Annotated in this window: 12 protein-coding genes; 8 read left to right on the forward strand and 4 right to left on the reverse strand. The window is 72.8% G+C overall.

Features of this window, described 5'->3' with window-relative positions; translation table 11 throughout:
* Positions 1–55 precede the first annotated feature (55 nt).
* The 7 genes from ACH443_RS18925 to ACH443_RS18955 all read left to right on the forward strand — a co-directional run bounded on the left by ACH443_RS18925 (position 56) and on the right by ACH443_RS18955 (position 9,183).
* Positions 56–931, forward strand: coding sequence for an inositol monophosphatase family protein (locus ACH443_RS18925; protein ID WP_430591180.1), 876 nt, complete (start codon positions 56–58; stop codon positions 929–931).
* Positions 928–1,830 carry a sulfate adenylyltransferase subunit CysD gene (cysD, locus tag ACH443_RS18930; protein WP_430546706.1) on the forward strand — a complete coding sequence of 301 codons (903 nt, stop codon included), beginning with the start codon at positions 928–930 and terminating at the stop codon, positions 1,828–1,830. The genes ACH443_RS18925 and cysD overlap by 4 nt, the downstream gene beginning before the upstream one ends.
* 3 nt (positions 1,831–1,833) lie before the next feature.
* Entirely contained in the window at positions 1,834–3,147 is a 1,314-nt protein-coding gene (gene cysN, locus ACH443_RS18935) for a sulfate adenylyltransferase subunit CysN (RefSeq protein WP_430591181.1), read from the forward strand.
* A 16-nt stretch (positions 3,148–3,163) separates the two neighbouring features.
* Positions 3,164–4,192 (forward strand): sulfotransferase family 2 domain-containing protein, encoded by a 1,029-nt coding sequence (locus ACH443_RS18940; protein WP_430591182.1) that lies wholly within the window; start codon positions 3,164–3,166, stop codon positions 4,190–4,192.
* Between the two features lie 239 nt (positions 4,193–4,431).
* Complete coding sequence (locus ACH443_RS18945; RefSeq protein ID WP_430591183.1) at positions 4,432–6,516, forward strand: CDP-glycerol glycerophosphotransferase family protein; 2,085 nt, start codon at positions 4,432–4,434, stop codon at positions 6,514–6,516.
* 44 nt (positions 6,517–6,560) lie between these two features.
* Positions 6,561–8,774, forward strand: a complete 2,214-nt coding sequence (locus tag ACH443_RS18950; protein ID WP_430591184.1) for a CDP-glycerol glycerophosphotransferase family protein — start codon at positions 6,561–6,563, stop codon at positions 8,772–8,774.
* Between the two features lie 52 nt (positions 8,775–8,826).
* Complete coding sequence (locus tag ACH443_RS18955; RefSeq protein ID WP_430591185.1) at positions 8,827–9,183, forward strand: hypothetical protein; 357 nt, start codon at positions 8,827–8,829, stop codon at positions 9,181–9,183.
* Between the two features lies 1 nt (position 9,184).
* On the opposite strand, the gene ACH443_RS18960 is transcribed toward ACH443_RS18955, so the two are convergent.
* The 4 genes from ACH443_RS18960 to ACH443_RS18975 are packed head-to-tail and all read right to left on the reverse strand — an operon-like array spanning position 9,185 to position 16,191.
* The gene (locus tag ACH443_RS18960; RefSeq protein WP_430591186.1) at positions 9,185–11,659 is read right to left on the reverse strand and encodes a glycosyltransferase family 2 protein; all 2,475 of its coding nucleotides are present in this window, start codon (positions 11,657–11,659) and stop codon (positions 9,185–9,187) included.
* Positions 11,656–13,770, reverse strand: coding sequence for an acyltransferase family protein (locus ACH443_RS18965; RefSeq protein ID WP_430591187.1), 2,115 nt, complete (start codon positions 13,768–13,770; stop codon positions 11,656–11,658). Before ACH443_RS18965 ends, ACH443_RS18960 begins: the two co-directional genes overlap by 4 nt.
* 39 nt (positions 13,771–13,809) lie before the next feature.
* Complete coding sequence (locus tag ACH443_RS18970; RefSeq protein WP_429764635.1) at positions 13,810–14,880, reverse strand: class I SAM-dependent methyltransferase; 1,071 nt, start codon at positions 14,878–14,880, stop codon at positions 13,810–13,812.
* 51 nt (positions 14,881–14,931) lie between these two features.
* Positions 14,932–16,191, reverse strand: coding sequence for a nucleotide sugar dehydrogenase (locus ACH443_RS18975; protein ID WP_429764636.1), 1,260 nt, complete (start codon positions 16,189–16,191; stop codon positions 14,932–14,934).
* Positions 16,192–16,638: 447 nt separating this feature from the next.
* Between ACH443_RS18975 and ACH443_RS18980 the strand changes: the two genes are divergently transcribed.
* Positions 16,639–18,756 carry an acyltransferase family protein gene (locus ACH443_RS18980; RefSeq protein WP_430591188.1) on the forward strand — a complete coding sequence of 706 codons (2,118 nt, stop codon included), beginning with the start codon at positions 16,639–16,641 and terminating at the stop codon, positions 18,754–18,756.
* Positions 18,757–18,792: the final 36 nt, after the last annotated feature.

Genomic DNA, 18,792 nt, shown 5'->3' on the forward strand with positions numbered 1-18,792 from the left:
CGTCGGCCGCGGCCCGCCCGGGGCCTCCGTCCAGAGCTGCAAGCCGAGGAGTCGTATGTCCGCGTCCGCCCCGTCCTTCCCGGACCCGGGCCTGCCCGACGGCGAGCTCGCCGTCGTGCTCGCGCAGGGGGCCGGCGAGGTGCTCCGCGGCCTGCGGGCGGAGGTCGACGCCGCCGGCGGGTCGTTCGTGGCGGGGGAGCTCAAGGACGCGGGTGACGCGGCCAGCCAGGCGTGGCTCGCCGCCGCGCTCGCGCACGCCCGCCCGGGCGACGCCGTCCTCTCCGAGGAGGCCGCCGACTCCGCCGCCCGCCTGACGGCGGACCGCGTGTGGATCGTCGACCCGCTCGACGGCACCCGCGAGTTCGCCGAGCGCGCCGGCGACGGCGCGGGCTGGCGCGACGACTTCGCGGTGCACGTGGCCCTCTGGGACCGCGGCGTCGCCCGCTCCGACGGGCTCGCCGCCGGGGCGGTCGGTCTGCCGGCCCGCGCCGCCGTCCTCAGCACCGCCACGACCGACGCCGGGCCGAGCCCGGCCGACGACACCGACGCGGTCCTCGCCGGCCGCCGGCCGTTGCGCCTCGCCGCGAGCCGCAGCCGTCCACCGCAGTTCGTGCAGGACCTCGCCGCCCGCGACGACGTCGAGCTCGTGCCCATGGGGTCGGCCGGCGTCAAGGTCGTGTCCGTCGTGGACGGCACCGTCGACGCGTACGTGCACGCCGGCGGCCAGTACGAGTGGGACTCGGCGGCGCCCGTCGCGGTCGCGCTCGCCGCGGGCCTCGTGTGCACCCGACTGGACGGCACCCCCCTCGAGTACAACCGCCAGGACCCCTGGCTCCCCGATCTCTTCGTCAGCCACCCGGCCGTGGCGGCGCACCTGCGTGCGGCGCTGACGGAGGTCGGGGTCGACATCAAGGAAGGTGCCCAGCCGTGACGTCCCACGTCCTGAGCCAGCTCCGCAGCCTCGAAGCGGAGAGCATCCACATCTTTCGCGAGGTGGTCGCGGAGATGCAGCGCCCCTGTCTGCTCTTCTCGGGCGGCAAGGACTCGATCGTCATGCTCCACCTGGCCGCCAAGGCGTTCGCCCCGGCGCGGATCCCGTTCCCGATCATGCACGTGGACACCGGCCTGAACTTCCCGTCCGTGCTCGCCACGCGCGACCGCTGGGTCGAGCGGCTCGGCATCCAGCTCGTCGTCGCCTCCGTGCCGGAGGCCATCGAGCGCGGGCTGGTGCAGGAGGAGCCCAACGGCTCCCGCAACCGCATCCAGACCCCGGTGCTGCTCGAGGCGGCGGAGAAGAACGGCTTCGACGCGCTGTTCGGCGGCGGGCGCCGCGACGAGGAGAAGGCGCGCGCCAAGGAGCGCGTGTTCTCCTTCCGCGACGACTTCGGCCAGTGGGACCCCAAGAACCAGCGGCCCGAGATCTGGGACCTGTACAACGGCCGCGTCCACCAGGGCGAGTCGATCCGCGTGTTCCCGCTGTCCAACTGGACCGAGCTGGACATCTGGGCCTACATCGAGGCCGAGGACATCGATCTGCCCGACCTGTACTTCGCGGCCGAGCGCGAGGTCGTGGACCGGGGCGGCATGCTGTTCGCGGTCAACGAGTTCACGCCGCTCAAGGACGGCGAGACCGCCGAGGTGCGGTCCGTCCGCTACCGCACGGTGGGGGACGCGAACCTCACCGCCGCCGTCGCGTCGACGGCGGCGACCCGTGCCGAGATCGTCGAGGAGGTCGCCGCCGTGCGCCTCACCGAGCGTGGCGCCACCCGTGGCGACGACAAGGTGAGCGAGGCCGCGATGGAGGACCGCAAGCGAGAGGGCTACTTCTAAGCCATGACCACCGAGACCTTGACCGAGACCGCCTCCCAGGCGATCGACACGTCGGCCGACCTGCTGCGCTTCGCGACCGCGGGCTCCGTGGACGACGGCAAGAGCACCCTCATCGGGCGCCTGCTGTTCGACTCCAAGACGATCTTCGAGGACCAGCTCGAGTCGGTGGAGCAGGTGAGCAAGGACCGTGGGAACGACTACACGGACCTGGCGCTGCTCACCGACGGACTGCGCGCCGAACGTGAGCAGGGCATCACGATCGACGTCGCGTACCGCTACTTCGCCACGCCGAAGCGCAAGTTCATCATCGCGGACACCCCGGGGCACATCCAGTACACCCGGAACATGGTGACCGGGGCGTCCACGGCGGACGTCGCGGTCATCCTCGTGGACGCGCGCAAGGGCGTCATCGAGCAGAGCCGCCGGCACACGTTCCTCGCCACCCTGCTGGGTGTCCCGCACATCGTGGTGTGCGTGAACAAGATGGACCTCGTCGACTACTCCGAGGAGGTCTTCGAGGGCATCCGGCGCGACTTCACGGACTTCGCCTCGCGCCTGCGGGTGCCGGACCTCACGTTCATCCCGATCTCGGCGCTCGTCGGCGACAACGTGGTGAACCGCAGCGAGAACACCCCCTGGTTCGACGGGCGCCCGCTGCTCAGCCACCTCGAGTCCCTGCACGTGGCGAGCGACCGCAACCTGCAGGACGTGCGGTTCCCCGTGCAGTACGTGATCCGGCCCCAGTCGCACGACGCGCGCGACTACCGCGGGTACGCGGGCACCGTGGCCGGCGGGGTGCTCAAGAAGGGCGACAAGGTCCGGGTCCTGCCCTCCGGGCTCGAGACCACGATCGAGGGGATCGACACCGCCGACGGCCCGGTCGACGAGGCCTTCCCGCCCATGTCCGTCACGGTGCGCCTCGCGGACGATATCGACATCTCGCGCGGGGACATGATCTGCCGCCCGAACAACTCGCCCGCCGCGCTGCAGGACATCGACGCCCAGATCTGCTGGATGGACGAGACGGCGCCGCTGGTGCAGGGCAAGAAGTACGCGATCAAGCACACCACCCGGTGGGCGCGCGCCATGGTGAAGGACGTCAAGTACCGCGTCGACGTCAACACGCTGCACCGCGACGAGGACGCGACCGAGATCCGGCTCAACGAGATCGGCCGCATCCAGCTGCGGGTCACGCAGCCGCTGTTCGTCGACCCCTACCGCCAGAACCGGCGGACGGGCGCATTCATCCTGGTCGACGAGGCCACCAACAAGACCGTGGCGGCGGGGATGGTCGGGACCCTTCCGCACACCGCCTGAGGACGAGGTGATCGACATGGCCGTGACCGGGACCGCCCCGCTGACGGCGGAGCACGCGACCGCTCCCAACACCTGGGTGCTGCCGGAGCACAAGGTCCTGTTCACGCACCTGGCGAAGAACGCGTGCACGAGCCTGAAGTGGCTCGTCGCGGAGCTCAGCGGGCAGGACCCGGAGCAGTTCACCAGCGTGCTGAGCTGCGAGGCGACCCCGCGCATGATGATCCACCACCGGCGGCTCTGGCACGACGTGCGCTCGCTCAAGCAGCTCGAGCCGGCCGAGCGGGCGGAGATCTCCCCGGCGAACGGCTGGTTCGTCTTCGCGGTCGTGCGCGACCCGCGCCTGCGGGCGTTCTCGGCGTGGCAGTCCAAGTTCCTCGTGGGCGACCCCGTCTACACGGGTCGGAAGTTCGCCGGGGCCGAGTGGCTGCCGGGCGCGCCGGGCTCCGTCGAGGACGTGGTCCGCGACTTCGCGCGGTTCGTCGAGGTGCTGCGCGACCCCCGCGGCCCGGTCCGCGACACGCACTTCGCGCCCCAGACGACGCGGCTGCACGAGGACACGATCCCGTACTCGCGCATCTACGACATCAGCGAGATCTCCACGCTGCTGGGCGACCTGAGCGCCCACCTCGACGACGTCGGGCGCCCGCACGAGGTGTCCCTCGGCAAGGAGAACGACACCCCGCTCCGGGCGGCGTCCGAGGTGTTCGGGGGCGGCGTGCGCGAGGCGCTCGAGGAGATCTACGGCGCCGACCTCGCCCGGTTCGGCGACCGGTGGGACTTCGACCCCGTGATGCAGCAGCCCGCGCAGTGGTCGGCGTCGGACTTCCGCGACATCGCCGCCCGACGAAGCCTCGGCGAGCGGATCACCACGCTGTACGGCATCGCCAAGGACGAGCGCGCAGCGATCAAGGACCTGAAGCAGGAGAAGGCCGGGCTGGTCCGCGCCAACAGGGACCTGGAGCAGAACCTCGCGCAGGCGACGAGGACGCCGCTGAGGCGCGCCGCCTCCAAGGCGAGGCGGATGATGACGCGCTCCGGCGACTAGCCGTGCGGGGCGCTCGACGGGGCCCGTGGACGACCTAGAATGTCGTGGCCGCCGCGGTGTGTCCGCGGGTATTCGTGGGGAGTTTCGATGGTTCGACTGGAGCGGAGGTGCGACGCACCGTCGTCCCCCCGCACGTGCAGGCCTGCGCTCGTCGACCCCGCGGCGCGACGGCGGTGAGGCGAGGAGGGCTGCTCCGCCGATGGGCCCGTCGAACGGCACGTGCGCTGCGCCCGGCCGGGGTGGTCGGGCCGGACAAGACGTCCCTCGAGGTGGGCATCCGCGACGGTGAGGTCGTCGTCGAGGGGACCTCGGCGCGCCCCGGCTGGACGGTCGGCGAGGTGTCCGCGGTCCTTCGCGACAGCGGGGCCGAGGTCCGGGTGCCTGCGAGCGGGCGCGAGACGTTCTCGGCGCGGCTGTCACTGGACGAGCTGCGTCGGCGCTCCGTGCCCGGGGACGACGTCGCCGACCTGTGGATGCACCTGGTGCCGGCCCAGGGTGGCGCGGCCCCGGACCGGGGCGCCGCCCAGGCACCCGCGCCCGTCCGCCTCGGCAACTTCCGGTCGACGACGCGGGTCGACCTCGCGCGGTCGTCCGGGGCCGCCGCGGCCGACGACCGCCTCGCCGTGACGCAGAACGGCAACCTCAGCGTGCTCCTGGGGGGCGCCCCCGCACGCAAGTTCCTGATCGACGTGGACGAGCTGCGCCTGGGCGCCGACGGCGTGGCGCTGCGGCTGCGGGTCCGCGGGCCCGACCGAGGCGCACGCAGGGCCCGTCTCGTGGCGGTCTCCCGCGAGACCGGGCGGCGATACGACGTCGACGTGCCCCTCGCGGCGATGCCCGACGAGTCCCGTCGGGACCGAGGGCGGTTCGTCCACCGCGGATCCGTCGCCCTGCCGGTGTCCGCGCTCGTGGCGCGCCTCGACCCGCGGGACGAGACGCTGGACCTCAGCATCGAGGTCGAGGACCAGGAGGGCCGGGTCCAGACCCGCCGCGTCGGCACGAGGGCGCACCAGGTCGTGCTGCGGCCCGGCCGGGCCGTCGTCGGGGGCGTCGTCACGCAGCTGCTTCCCTACGAGACCTTCCGCGGCGCCAACGTGTCGGTGCGCGTCGAGCGGATGTCGCCGGAGGTCTTCGCCTCCCTGCGGCGGTGGACCCGTCTCGCCTGGCTCCTTCCGCTGGTCCGGCCGTTCCTCGGGATCTGGCTCGTCGGGGAGCTGCCGTACAAGGCGCAGGACAACGGCTACCACCTGTTCCGGTGGCTCCGCGAGCACGAGCCGCGGCGACGCGCCTACTACGTCGTCGCCGAGGACGCACCCGACCGCGCCAGGCTCGACGGCCTCGGCAACGTCGTCCTCCACGGCTCGCGCGAGCACGTCCGGGTGGCGTTCCTGGCGTCGCGGCTCGCCGGGACGCACCACGCCGAGTACCTCCTGCCGTCGCGGCACCCGGCCGTCGTCGCCCGGGTGCGGGCCGTGCGGGTCTTCCTGCGCCACGGGATCTCCGGCACCAAGAACATGACGGCCAACTACGGGCGCTTCGCCCCGGGCTTCGCCACGGATCGCTTCCATGTCAGCTCCGACCGCGAGTACCGGGTCGCCGTCGACGCGTTCGGGTACCGGCCCGCGCAGGTGCGGGTGACGGGGCTGCCGCGGTTCGACCAGCTGCTCGCCCCGCTGGACCGGGACCCGGGGGGCCTGCTCGTCATCCCGACCTGGCGCGAGTGGCTGGGGAACCGCGACCGGTTCCTGGACAGCGAGTACCGCGCGCGGTGGCAGGAGTTCCTCGGCCACCCGCGCCTGGCGCAGGCGATGCGCGACGGCCTCCGCGTGACGTTCATCCTCCACCCGAACATGCGGCACTACGTCGACCTGTTCGACGTGGACGGCGTCCGCGTGCTGCAGCAGGGGGCGGTCGACGTGCAGACGCTCCTGCGGGAGCACGCCTGCCTCGTCACCGACTACTCGTCCGTGGCCTTCGACTTCGCGCTGCAGCGGAGACCGGTCCTCTACTTCCAGTTCGACCAGGAGCGGTTCTTCGGGGACCAGGGGTCGTTCCTCGACCTGGACGCGGACCTCCCGGGGAGGATCGTCACCGACGTCGACCGGCTGGTCGAGGAGGTCGAGGCGACGGCTGCCGCCGGCTTCGCGATGTCGGAGGAGCACTGGGCCCGCGCGCAGCGGTCGGTCCGCTACCACGACCGCCACAACTGCGAGCGGGTGGCTCGCTCGGTCCGCACGGCCGGTGGCGTCCGTGTCCTGTGGTGGCGATGGGTGGACCGGCGGAGGGGCGTCCGGCAGACTTCGGGAGGCGGTGGGGCGTCGTGAACCGTGGAGGAAGGGAGCCGGAGCGGCCCGTGGACGACGTGCAGGTGAGCGACGTGGATGCGCCGAGACCGACGATGGCGCTCGTCTTCATCGTCAGTGAGAGCCGGGCGGGGATCCTCGCGCCTGCTCTGGCAGCGCTCCGGAAGATGCCCCGCTTCCGCCGTGCCCCGATCGCGGTCGTGCACGACCCCGGCACGGACGTCAGCAAGGCGGTCTCTCGCCACGAGGCCGCCGCCGTGGAGTCGGCGTCGAACCTGAGCCGGGACCACAACGACGCGGCGTGCGACTGGCTGGTGTCCTCGGGTGCCCTCTACGGCACCGTCGCGACCCTCCCGCGACCCGACAAGCTCGACGAGTGGTCCCGGCGTCTGTGGCAGGAGGTCAAGCGGCTGGACCAGCTGTCCCTCACCAGCCCGATGCCGCTGCTGCTCTGGACGGACCACGGGACGAAGCTGAGCGTGGCCCGGTACGTCCACCGGATGCTCGCGGAGCACGACGTGACGCGGGGTTCGCTGCTCGCCGACTTCCTGGGGCGCCTCGCGCTGTCCGCGGCGACCCCGTGGCTCGAGGCGGTGGACCCGGGCGACGGCGACATCGAGATCCTGGGGTTCCTCTCCGTGGCGTTCTTCCCGGAGATGCCCGAGCCGCCCTGGCGGTACCGCCTCGCGCTGACCGGCCCGTCGGGTGACGTCGCCCGGTCGGGGCCGGTACCGCTGTCCCCGCGGGTCGGCAACCGCGGCGACGCGCAATGGGCGGGCCTGCGGACCCGGATCCCGCTCCTGGGCGCAGGGAACGGCCACCGGCGCTTCGTCGTCGAGCTGGACACCGAGGTGCCCGAACTGCGGTTGCGCCGCAACCTCCGGCCGCGCGTGGGCGCGCTGATCAGCGCGCGGACGGTCGGCACGCATGCCGAGGTGGTCGATGCCTCCGGGCAGGCACGGACGACCACCGTCAGGTACCTCCTGCACACCGTCGGCGACGGAGCCGCGGCATTCCTCACCACCCAGGTCGGATCCGGGCTGAGGGCCCGCCTGCGCTGGGCCGGCATGCTGCTCAAGAAGGACGCGGGGTTCATCGCCCGGGGGTCGGCAGGCCGCCGGATGCGGTGGCTCCGCTTCCTCCGGCTCGTGACCCGGCCGTTCTTCGCGGGGCGTGAGATCTGGCTGGTCGGTGAGCGGAAGGACACCGCGCAGGACAACGGCGTCCACCTGTTCCGGCACCTCCGTGAGTCGAACCGTCGGCGCCGGGCCTACTACGTCATCGACCGGTCGAGCCCCCAGTACGACCGCGTGGCCCCGTACGGGCACGTCGTCGCCCACTCGTCGTGGAAGCACCAGCTGCTCCTGCTGCACGCCACCGTCCTGGCCAACGCCTACTCGATCGCCTACCTGGTGCCGGACGGGTGGGACGTGAAGGACTACACGCGCCACATCGTCTGGCGGGTCGGGGCCCTGCGCGTGTATCTCAAGCACGGCGTCCACCTCAGCCCGAACGCGGTGAAGCGCGGCATGACGGGGTACGACGTCTGCCTGACCGTCATGCCGCGGGAGACGGAGGCGTTGCGCGCCGCGTCGGGGTACGACCGCCAGCTCGTCGAGGCGGGGATGCCGCGGTACGACGCGCTGGTGCCCACCTCGGCCAGCAGGACCGTCCTCTTCATGCCGACCTGGCGGAACTACCTCGCGACGACGGTGCTCAAGGGCTCGCAGGACGGCGATGTCCCCTACGAGGGGTCGACCTACCAGCGGTTCATGTCGGGCCTCCTGGAGAGTCGGCGACTGCACGACATGCTGGAACGGTACGACTACCGGCTGACGTTCGTGCCCCACTACAACATGGCGTCCAGGTTCGTGGGTGCCCCCGTGGCGGGGGAGCGCATCGAGATCGCCGACACGGACGCCGTGTCGTTCCAGGAGCTGATCGGTGGCTGCGACGCCTTCGTCACGGACTACTCGTCGGTGCACTTCGACGTGGCGTACCTGGGAACGCCGATCGTGTACGCGCGCTTCGACGAGGAGGAGTTCGAGAGCAAGCACTCGTCGCCCACGTGGTTCGACTACGACCGGGACGGGTTCGGCCCGGTCGTGCGGACCCTCGACGACACGCTCGACGCCGTCGAGAGCCTGCTCGAGCGGGACTGCCGGCCCGATCCCGTCTACACGGCACGCATCGACGCGGCGTTCCCGCGGCGGGACCGGCAGAATTGTGCACGGACCGTCGCGGCGATCGAGGAACGGATCCCCGAGCGGCCGCTGTGACCATGGCGGTCTGCGCCCCATCATCCCTGTCGACCGAGTTCGAGGAGCAATCGTGCCCCAGCTCTCGAGGACCAACGTCCTCACGTCTCTGACCGCGCTGGCCGGCGTGGTCGCCGCCGTCGGCTTCGCGGCCTCCAGCACCGAGCTGGGCGGGGCCGCGCTCGGCGTGGCCGCCGTCCTCGGGGCTGGCCTGGTCCACAGCGTCGGCCGCACCCTGGCCGCGCGGATCGACGAGGGCACCGCACGGCTGGCGGCCAAGGCCGACCTCGTCCTGGCGGGTCAGAAGAAGAGCGACCGGGCCGCCGCCGCGCACGCGGAGCACGCCGACGCGATGGCGCGGCGCGTCGTCGCCGACGTCGGCGCCGTCCGGCTGGAGGCCACCGAGCGCGAGGCCGGCGCCACCAGCTGACCTACGGCGATCCGGTCGGGCTCGACGACGGGGCCGCCAGGCCCAGTGCGTCGACGACGCGTCGCCCGGAGTCCGCGAACCGCTCGTCCGCCCACCGCCATCCACGGCGCGACCGCTCGCGGAAGGCGGCCTCGTCGGCCCGCAGCCGTCCGACGAGGCCGGGGACCTCGTCGGGTGCGCACGTCAGCACGGCGTCGCCGAAGTGCGGGGCGAGCTCTGGCGAGACGACCGGCACACAGCCCTCGGCGAGCGCCTCCTCCACCGTGCGCAGCGCCTCGGCCGTCACCGCTCGGGGGAAGGCGACGACGACGTCGACCTGGTGCAGCAGCTGCCGTGCGGTGACCTCGCCCGTCTCGTAGACGAGCCACTCGGCCGGGACCGCGGGGAGGGCCCCGGCGAGGACGCGGCGGCTCCCGAGAAGGCGGACGTCGACCGTGCCGTCGACCGGGAAGACCTCTCGCAGACGGGCGGCGCCGTCGGGCAGCGCGGACGGCTCGCCGCCGAAGATCCAGCCGACGACCGGCCGGTCGTTCCTGAACCGGCGCGGCAGCGTCCCGGGCCACCGCGGCACGTCGAGGACCCGCGGGTACGCATGCGCGGGATCGTCCGGGGCGATCCACTCCGGGGCGACGCCGAAGAGCGTCTCGACGTTCCGCTCGCAGTCCTCGGCGACCCAGCGGACGCCGGGACCGCCGGCCGCACGCGACCCCGCGTCCGCGACGACCACCACGCGGTCCGTGCTGAGGGCCACCGGGCGCGACGTGGGGAACTCGAGGACGTCGGGCTGCCGGACGACGATCGTCGGCACGTGGTCCTGCTCCTCGAGGGACACGAACGTGAGCGTCCGGTCGGCGAGGGCGCGGCGCGCGGCGAGGGACAGCGGCGCTCGACGGGGCGCCTCGCTGAACGCGCTGCGCACGTGGACGAGACCTACGCGCAGGCCGGTGCGCGCGAGGGCCGCCATCTCGGCGAGCGCGGTGCGCTGGGTGGCGCCGTCCATCGTCCAGTCGGCGACGAAGGCGACGTCGACCCCCTGCTCCGGGAGCCCGACGTCCCGCAGGAACGGGCGCGGCGCCGTCAGCGGGCGCTGCGTGACGTCCGCGGGGATCCGCGGGCTCGCCCCGGCCTCGATCTGCCGGTGCCAGTGGATCGTCGCGGCCCGGTACTCGACGCGCGTGGGATGCATCCAGCCGGGCCGGACGTCGTTGCGGGAGAGCGAGTCCACCTGGAGCCGCACGAAGGCCAAGGGCTCCTGCAGCTGCAGGCGGCGGCCGGGGAACACCGCCTCCAGCCGCAGGTCGAACTCCGTGTCGGCGCTCTTGCGCACCCAGTCGAAGCGGCCGACCGTGTCGAGGACGGAGCGCCGGAACAGGTGCGACGAGGCGTTGGCGTGGACCGGGTCGTTCCCCAGGCGCTGGAAGACGAGGTCGTCGTCGCACCGCAGGGAGCGGCTGAGCGTCCTCAGGAGGGACGGGTCCTCGAGGAGCGGGCGGACCTGCCGCTCGAGCCGCTCGGGATGCGACCAGTCGTCGGTGTCCTGGAACGTGACGAACTCTCCGCGGGCCTCCTCCAGCGCGCGGTTGCGCGCAGCGTAGGTGCCCCGGTTGACGGGCTGACGCAGGACGCGCACCCGGGGGTCCAGGCCCTGGAGCTGCGCGAAGACGGCCTCGAACTCGTCGCCGGAGGCGTCGTCGACGACGAGCAGCTCCCAGTCCTGCCATGTCTGCTGCACGACGGAGCGCACCGCGGTGATCGACTCCGGTCCGGGCCGGTAGGCCGGCATCACCACGGTGATCAGCGGGCCCGGCCCCGCCGTCCGGGTCGTTCCGGGCTGCAGGCGGTCGAAGGGGGTGGCGCCCTCCGGCGTCAGCCCGACCGGGTCGATCCCGAAGGCCCGGAGGTTGTCGTTGAGCTCGGCGAGCCACGACTCCGACGCGACGCCGTGCTCCTCGCCGTGGAGGTCGAGCCGGAAGAACGCCCGCGTCCCGGCGTCGAGAGACGACAGCAGGGCCGCGTCGCGCCGCAAGGTGTCGTGCTCGCCGTGAGCCCACAGGAGCTGGGCGAGGGCGCGACGGTCGGGGACGGACCAGCGGCGGACGGGGAGGCGCCGTCGAGCGGCGGCGAAGAGGGCCAGCGCGTGCGGCACGTCGTCCTCGGTCGCCTGCTGGTGCCCGACCATCCGGGCGAGCGAGCAGAGCAGCTCACCGGTCCGTCCGGCCTCCGTGCCGAGGAGGTCGGACGAGGGGTCGAGAGCCGCCCCGACGACCGCGGCGTAGTCGGCGTGCGGGTCGATCATCCGCGCGACGATCTCCCGGGCGGTGGGCGCCTGCATGTCGAGCGCCAGGGAGGTGACGCGGCCACCTGAGGCCCCGAGGCCCTCGGCGTGCCGTGCCGCGGCGAGCACGACGTCGGGGTGCGTGACGAACGTCGTGGAACCCGCGCCCCCGGGTGCGCCGTGCTCGGTCCGCCGGCTCACGACGCGCGGGCCTCCTCGATCACGGGGGTCAGGCGTCGTTCGAGGATCGGGGTCGTGGACTTCACGTAGGTGCGGGAGAGGTGCGAACCCTGCCGGTAGGCGAGGATGTCACCGATCACCGGCGGGCAGACGTCGGTGCAGACCAGGTCGTTCATGTTGACGACGTCGACCGACGGCAGGAGGTCGGCGGTCGCCAGCATCGCCGGGGTGCCGCTCTTGTCGAGCCCGGCCTCCTTGGAGAAGGCGCAGCTGGACAGGGAGTCCATGTACTCGGCGACGCACTTGTAGACCTCGCCGTCGCCGGCCGGGAGATCGACCGGGTCGGGGTTGTCCGCGATCGCGATCACGTCGATCCCGGCGTCCTCGAGCGTCTTCCACGTGGACTCGAGGGCCTCGACCATCGCGTCCTGCGTCCGCTCGCCCGCGCTGTCGTAGGAGTAGCTCGTGGTCTGCGAGACCATGACGGCGTCGGGCTTCTCGTCGAGCACCATCTGCAGCAGGGCCTCGTTGTACTGCGTGCAGCTCACGTAGGGGTCGCCCTGCCCGTCGTTGATCTGCGCGCTCGAGAAGCCGCACGCGCTCTTGGTGGCGACGTCGAGCTTCCAGCCGTGGTCCTTCGCGATCGGGTCGAGCGCGTCGATCCACTGGAGGGCCTTGGAGTCGCCGAGGAGCATCAGGTGCGTCTTGCCCTCCCGGTCGCCGTAGGCGCAGGGCTTGGGGACGGCGACCTTCTGGTCCACCTGGCAGCCGCGGTCGTAGGCGTCGGGCTTGTCGGCGGCGGCGTCCTGGGGGAGCGGGGTGAAGCTCTCGACCGTGTCGGGGTTCGGGATCCCGGTCGCCTCGCCGTCCTTCATCTCGAGGCTCTGCGCGCCCTTGCCCTCGACGCTGGCGTTCGCCGGGGCGCTCGTGGGGGTGCCGCTCATGAGGAGGAGCCCGGCGATCACGGTGAGGGCGGTCAGGTTGAGCCCGACCGAAAGGGTCATCCGGGGCGACCAGCGCTCCTGGGCGATCCGCCGCACGGGGTTCTCGACGAGCTTGTACGACAGCCACGCGGGGATGACGGCGAGCACCACGATGAGCAGCCCGCGCTTCTGGCCGAGCTCGCCCCACACCCAGGTGGCGGCGATGAGCAGCGGCCAGTGCCAGAGGTACAGCGAGTAGGACAGGCCGCCGAGCCACACCATGAGCTTGTTGCCGAGGAACCCGGGGGCCGAGCTGCTCGCCCCGGCGATGATCACTGCCGCGGTGCCGAGGACCGGGACGAGCGCCAGGGAGCCGGGCCAGACGGCCGTCTCGTCGAGGAGCAGCGCGCCCGCGACGATGGCCGCGATACCGCCCCAGCCGAGGACCAGAGCGACGGCTCGCGGCACGCGGGGCCAGATCGCGACGCCGACGGCCACGAGACCGCCGATCCCGAGCTCCCAGAGCCGGGTCGTGGTCACGAAGAACGCGTTGGCCGGGCTCGAGGTGGACATCATGACGGACCAGACGAACGACGGGACCACGATCAGGCACAGGCCGGCGGCCATCACGATCCGCGCGGGCCAGTGGAACCGCCGCGCCAGGAAGGCCACGACGACGAGCAGGAGCGGCCAGACGATGTAGAACTGCTCCTCGACGGACAGCGACCAGAAGTGCTGCACCGGCGAGACGCTGACGCCCTCCGCCAGGTAGTCGACGGCGCGACCTGCGAGACGCCAGTTCTCCACGTAGGCGGCGGCCGCGACGATGTCGCCGCCGAAGACCCGGCGGTCGACGATGCTGCCCACGAAGAACACCAGGGCGGCGGTGACGGCCAGGACGAGCGCCGCGGCGGGCAGGAGCCGTCGTGCTCGGCGGGCGTAGAAGCGGATCATGGACACCCGGCCGCTCCGCTCCAGCTCGCGCACGAGCTGGCCCGTGATGAGGAATCCGGAGATGACGAAGAAGACGTCCACGCCGATGAAGCCGCCGGGGATGAAGACGATCCCGGCGTGATAGAGCAGCACGCTCCCGATCGCGATCGCGCGGAGTCCCTCCACGTCGGGGCGGAAGCGCGTGGCGCGCGGAGCAGCGCCGGAGGTCTCGGCGGAGGCCGAGACGTCCGGGACGGCGCGCGAGTCGACGGTCATTCGAAGGCTTTCGTGCAGGGGGCGGGCGGGCAGCCGAGGTTACTCATAGGTCAGCACCTCGGAGACATCGTTCCTGTATTCGGCGCGCCGGAGGCGGGGCAGATCCTCGAGCCAGTGCTCGATCGCCTTCCTCTCGTCCTCGCGGTGCACGTCGTCGACCAGGACGTGAGAGTCGGGGAGCAGCGCCCCGTGCAGCACGGGGAGCGCGGGATAGCGGGCGAGCGGGCCGGTCGCCTCGGGCGGTCCGTCGACGACGAGCAGGTCGATCGCCCCGAGGGTCGCGGGGTCGACGTCGTACCAGGGGAACTCGCCACGCGGGGTCGACGTCGTCACCAGAGGTGCGTGACGGACCTCGGCCACCTCGGACAGCCCGTGCCGCTCGAGGGACGACCTGGTTCGCGCGGCGTACCCCTCCAGGTGGTCGAGCGCGGTGACCCGGCCGCGGCCGTTCTGGCGCAGGGCCATGGCGATCCAGAAGGTGGAGGTGCCGCTCCCGCACTCGACGACGTGCTCGGGACGCCGACGCTCGATCTCGTCGACGAGCCAGACGAGCGCGGTCGGATCGAGGGCCCAGCCCCCGACGTCGGGGAGCGGGCCGGAGACGTCGAACTTGGACCGGAGCTGATCGAGCGCCTGCATCTGGGTGAGCAGGGTCCCCGGCCGCGCCGCATGGACCAGGCTCCGGACGTTCTCGACCCGTCGCCGGAGGTGCCGGACGTCGCCGTCCAGACCGTCGAGCCTGGCGGAGACCTCGCCCAGCGGCGGCACGACGTCGGCGCGCACCGTCGCCTCGAGGTCGGAGCGCCACCGCGCGACCGACGTGTCGGTGCGTGCCACCTGGCGACGGAGCTGCGCGGTCGCCGACGTGGTGACCTTGCGCTCGCGCGCAAGCTCCTTGCGGAGCTCACGAAGCTGTTGCTCGGCAGCCTGCGCGCGAGCGGATGCCGTCCCGGCCCGCCGGTAGGTCAGTACCGCGACCCCCGCGACCCCGCCGACCAGCGCGACGAGAACCGCCAGCGCGACGTCGGCGCTGCCCAGGAGGGCGGCGACGACGCCCACGACTGCTGCCACGGCGACCACTGAGAGGGCCGTGAGGCTTCGGGCGCGCATGGGGCTCCTTCGACGTCAGGTGTTCGGCGCCGGTCCGTTCCGGCCCGCCGGTCAGAGCCGGATGGCGTCGGGGTGGGTCGTCGCGCCCTTCGTGTCGAAGAAGCGCACCGACTTCTCCGCCAGTACATCGACATCGTAGGCGCTGTGGTTCTGCACCAGGATGACCAGGTCCGCGTCGAGGATGGCCGTGTCGAGGTCCGCGACCCGGTCCAGGACCTCACCGTTGACGTGCCACTGCGCGACGTGCGGGTCGTGGAACACCAGGTCGGCGCCCTGGGCCACCAACGCCCGGGCGACCGCGACCGCGGGCGACTCCCGCTGGTCGGCGATGTTCGGCTTGTACGTCACGCCCAGCACCAGCACCCGCGAGCCACGCATCGCCTTCGCGTCCTCGTTGAGGATGTCCTGGGCGCGCCGCACCACGTACGACGGCATCGTCGCGTTGATCTCCTGCGCCAGCTCGACGAACCGGAACGGGTAGCCCAGACGCGAGCGCACGTTGTGGCTCAGGTAGTTCGGGTCGATCGGGATGCAGTGCCCACCCACGCCGGGGCCGGGGTAGAACGCCTGGAACCCGAACGGCTTGGTCTTCGCCAGCCGGATCACGTCCCACAGGTCGATGCCCAGCTCGTGGCAGAACCGCGCCATCTCGTTCACCAGCGCGATGTTGATGTGCCGGTAGGTGTTCTCCAGCAGCTTCGCCGTCTCGGCCTCGCGCGCACCCTTGGCGACGACGACCGTGTCCACGAACCGCGAGTACAGCGCCGCGGCACGCTCCGTGGCCTCCGGGGTCAGCCCGCCCACGACCTTCGGCGTGTTCTTCATGCCGTACGTCGGGTTGCCCGGGTCGATCCGCTCGGGCGAGAACGCCAGGTGGAAGTCCTCGCCGCACCGCAGGCCGCTCTCCTCGAGGATCGGCTTGAGGACCTCCTCCGTGGTGCCCGGGTACGTCGTCGACTCCAGCACCACGACCATGCCGGGCTCGAGCACCCCCGCCACCGTGCGGGTCGCCGCGATCACCGCACCCAGGTCCGGCCCGCCGTCCTGCCCCAGCGGCGTCGGCACGCAGATCACCACGGCGCCCGCACCACGGATGTCCTCCACGTCGGCGGTCGCGCGGAACCCCGCCTCGACCATCGAGGCCACGTCCGCGTCCGAGATGTCGTCCACGTGCGAGCGCCCCTCGTTGAGCGCGTCCACGACCGGCGTCGTGACGTCGAAACCGCGCACCTGGAGGCCAGCACGCACCGCCTCCCGGGCGAGCGGCAGTCCGACATAACCAAGGCCGATCACGGCAAGGTCGAGAGGCATGGGGCCCAGGTCCTTTCGATCTGTGGTCGAGCCCGGGAGGAAGCATCCTCGAACGGGACCAGGCCACGGCGGTGAGAGGTGCGCCGGGGGACCGCGGGGGGGCGGAGCTCCGGTGAACGCCGTCTGAACGGCTGAATGTCGTTGGAGAGGATACCCGCCTCCGCGGGGGCGTCGGGTACCGCCCGTCCGGCCCCGTGCGCCGGGAAACATCGCCAAGCGGACGAACCGCTCGTGGTCGGCGGGACGGTGGACCGGACATGGCGTGGAGACGTCCGGGACGTGTCGTGAAGGCCCGGTTCCCGCCGTGCCCGCGACCGGACCCGACTGCGCCCGTCACCGGTCGGCGGGCTATTCTCCGAGGCGGTCCCCGCGGGAGTGTGCGCCGGCCCGTCGGGCCGCCACGCCCCGAGCCGTCGCGTCGGGACCGACCCGATCCTGGAGCGCTGCGTGACCATCCTGTCCCCGCCCGTCCCCGCCGGCTCGTCGGCGGGCACGCCGACGCGCACCGAGGTACGCACCGACGTGCAGGGCCTGCGTGCGCTGGCGGTGAGCGCGGTGCTGGTCTACCACCTGCTGCCGGGCACGGTGACGGGCGGCTACGTGGGCGTGGACGTCTTCTTCGTCATCTCGGGCTTCCTCATCACGTCGCACCTGCTGCGCCGGCCGGTGCGCGGGGTGGGCGACCTGCTGGAGTTCTGGGCACGGCGGGTGCGTCGCCTCATCCCCGCGGCGACGGTGGTGCTCGTGGCCACCTTGGCGGCGACGCTGCTGTGGCTGCCGTCGACGATGCACGCCCGCGTGGCGCGGGAGGTCGCGGCCGCGGCGCTGTACGTGGAGAACTGGGCGCTGGCGCGGTCGGCGACGGACTACCTGGCCGCCGAGGAGCTGGCGTCCCCCGTGCAGCACTACTGGTCGTTGTCGGTCGAGGAGCAGTTCTACGTGCTGTGGCCGGTGCTGATCGGACTCACCGTGTGGGTCGCGGTGCGGTGGCGCCGGCGCGGCGCAGGCCGTCCGGCGTCGCTGTCGGCGTGGCTGCCGACGGCGGTCGTCGGGCTGGTCGTCGTCGTGTCGCTCGCGTGGTCGGTGCACCTGACCGCGACGAACCCGTCCGCGGCGTACTTCGTCACGACGACCCGGCTGTGGGAGCTCGCGCTGGGCGGGCTCGTCGCCGCGGCGGTGACGGTGCGGCCGTGGCAGCCGCCGGCTCCGGTCCGGGCGGCGGCGGCGTGGGCGGGGCTGGCAGCGGTCGTGGCGGCGGTGGTCCTCTTCGACGGGACGACGCCGTTCCCCGGCGTCGCGGCCGCCCTGCCGACGGTGGGCACGGCCTTGGTGATCGCGGCGGCCGCCGACGGCGCCCGCGGCGGGCCCGGCGGGCTGCTCGCTCTGCGCCCGGTGCAGTGGCTGGGCGACGTCTCCTACAGCGTGTACCTGTGGCACTGGCCGCTGATCGTCGTCGTGCCCTACGCGCTCGGCCGCGCGATGGGGGGTGTCGAGCTGGTGGCCGTCGTGGTGGCGTCGCTGGTGCTGGCCGCCCTGACCAAGCGGTGGGTCGAGGACCCGCTGCGCCGCCAGCCGGTGCTGGTGCGCCGGCGCGCCGCGACGTTCGGGCTGCTCGCGGTGTGCGTCGGTGTCTCCGCGGTCTGGGGCGTCTCGGCGGCGTCCGCCTCCGACCAGCGGGTGCGCGAGGCGGTCGCGTCCGCCCCCGCGCGGGTCGCCGACGCCGGTGCGTGCGCGGGGGCCGGTGCCGCCCGCGACCCGTCCTGCGACGTCCAGGGCCTGCTCACGCCGCCGGAGGCGGCCGCGCAGGACAAGCCGGCCGTCTACGCGGACGACTGCTGGAACGACCCGCCGTTCACGACCCGGAACAGCTGCACGTACGGCTCCGACGGGGCCCCCGTGCGGGTCGCGCTGCTCGGCAACTCGCACGCGGGCCACTGGGCTCCAGCCCTGGAGGCGGGGGAGGGCGCGGGGGACTGGCAGGTCGACACGTACCTCCAGTCGTCCTGCTACCCCGTCGAGCGGCTGCTGGAGTACGACGCGGCCGGTGACGCGCAGGGCTGCCTCGACACCACGCGCTGGGCGGTCGACTCGGTCGTCGACGGCGGGTACGACCTCGTGGTCCTGTCGGCGCGCACCAACCAGCTCCTGGCGGGCGTCCCGGAGCCCGAGCAGGCCGGCGCCGCGCAGGACGCCTACGCCGACACGCTGTCCACGTTCACCGACGCCGGCATCCCCGTGCTCGTGCTGCGCGACACCCCCGCGATGCCGGACGACGTCCCCGACTGCCTCGCCGCCGGGCCCGTGTCCTGGGACGCCTGCGGGGCGCCGCCGTCGCAGGCGCTCGAGCCGGACCCCCTCGCCGCGGCCGGGCGTGCGGACGACTCCGGGCTGGTGACGGTCCGCGAGGTCACCGACCTCATGTGCGACGACGAGGTCTGCCACCCCGTCGTCGGCGGGGTCGTCGCGTACTTCGACCACGGTCACCTCACCGCGACGTTCGCCCGCACCCTCACCCCCGAGGTCACCGACGGCGTGCGCGCCGCGCTCCGTACCGCGGGAGGCTGACGCCGCCCCGCCGTGGGTCGCTCGACCGACGGCGGG

Source organism: Isoptericola sp. NPDC019571 (genome assembly GCF_044389385.1).
GTDB classification, from domain to species: Bacteria; Actinomycetota; Actinomycetes; order Actinomycetales; family Cellulomonadaceae; genus Isoptericola; species Isoptericola nanjingensis.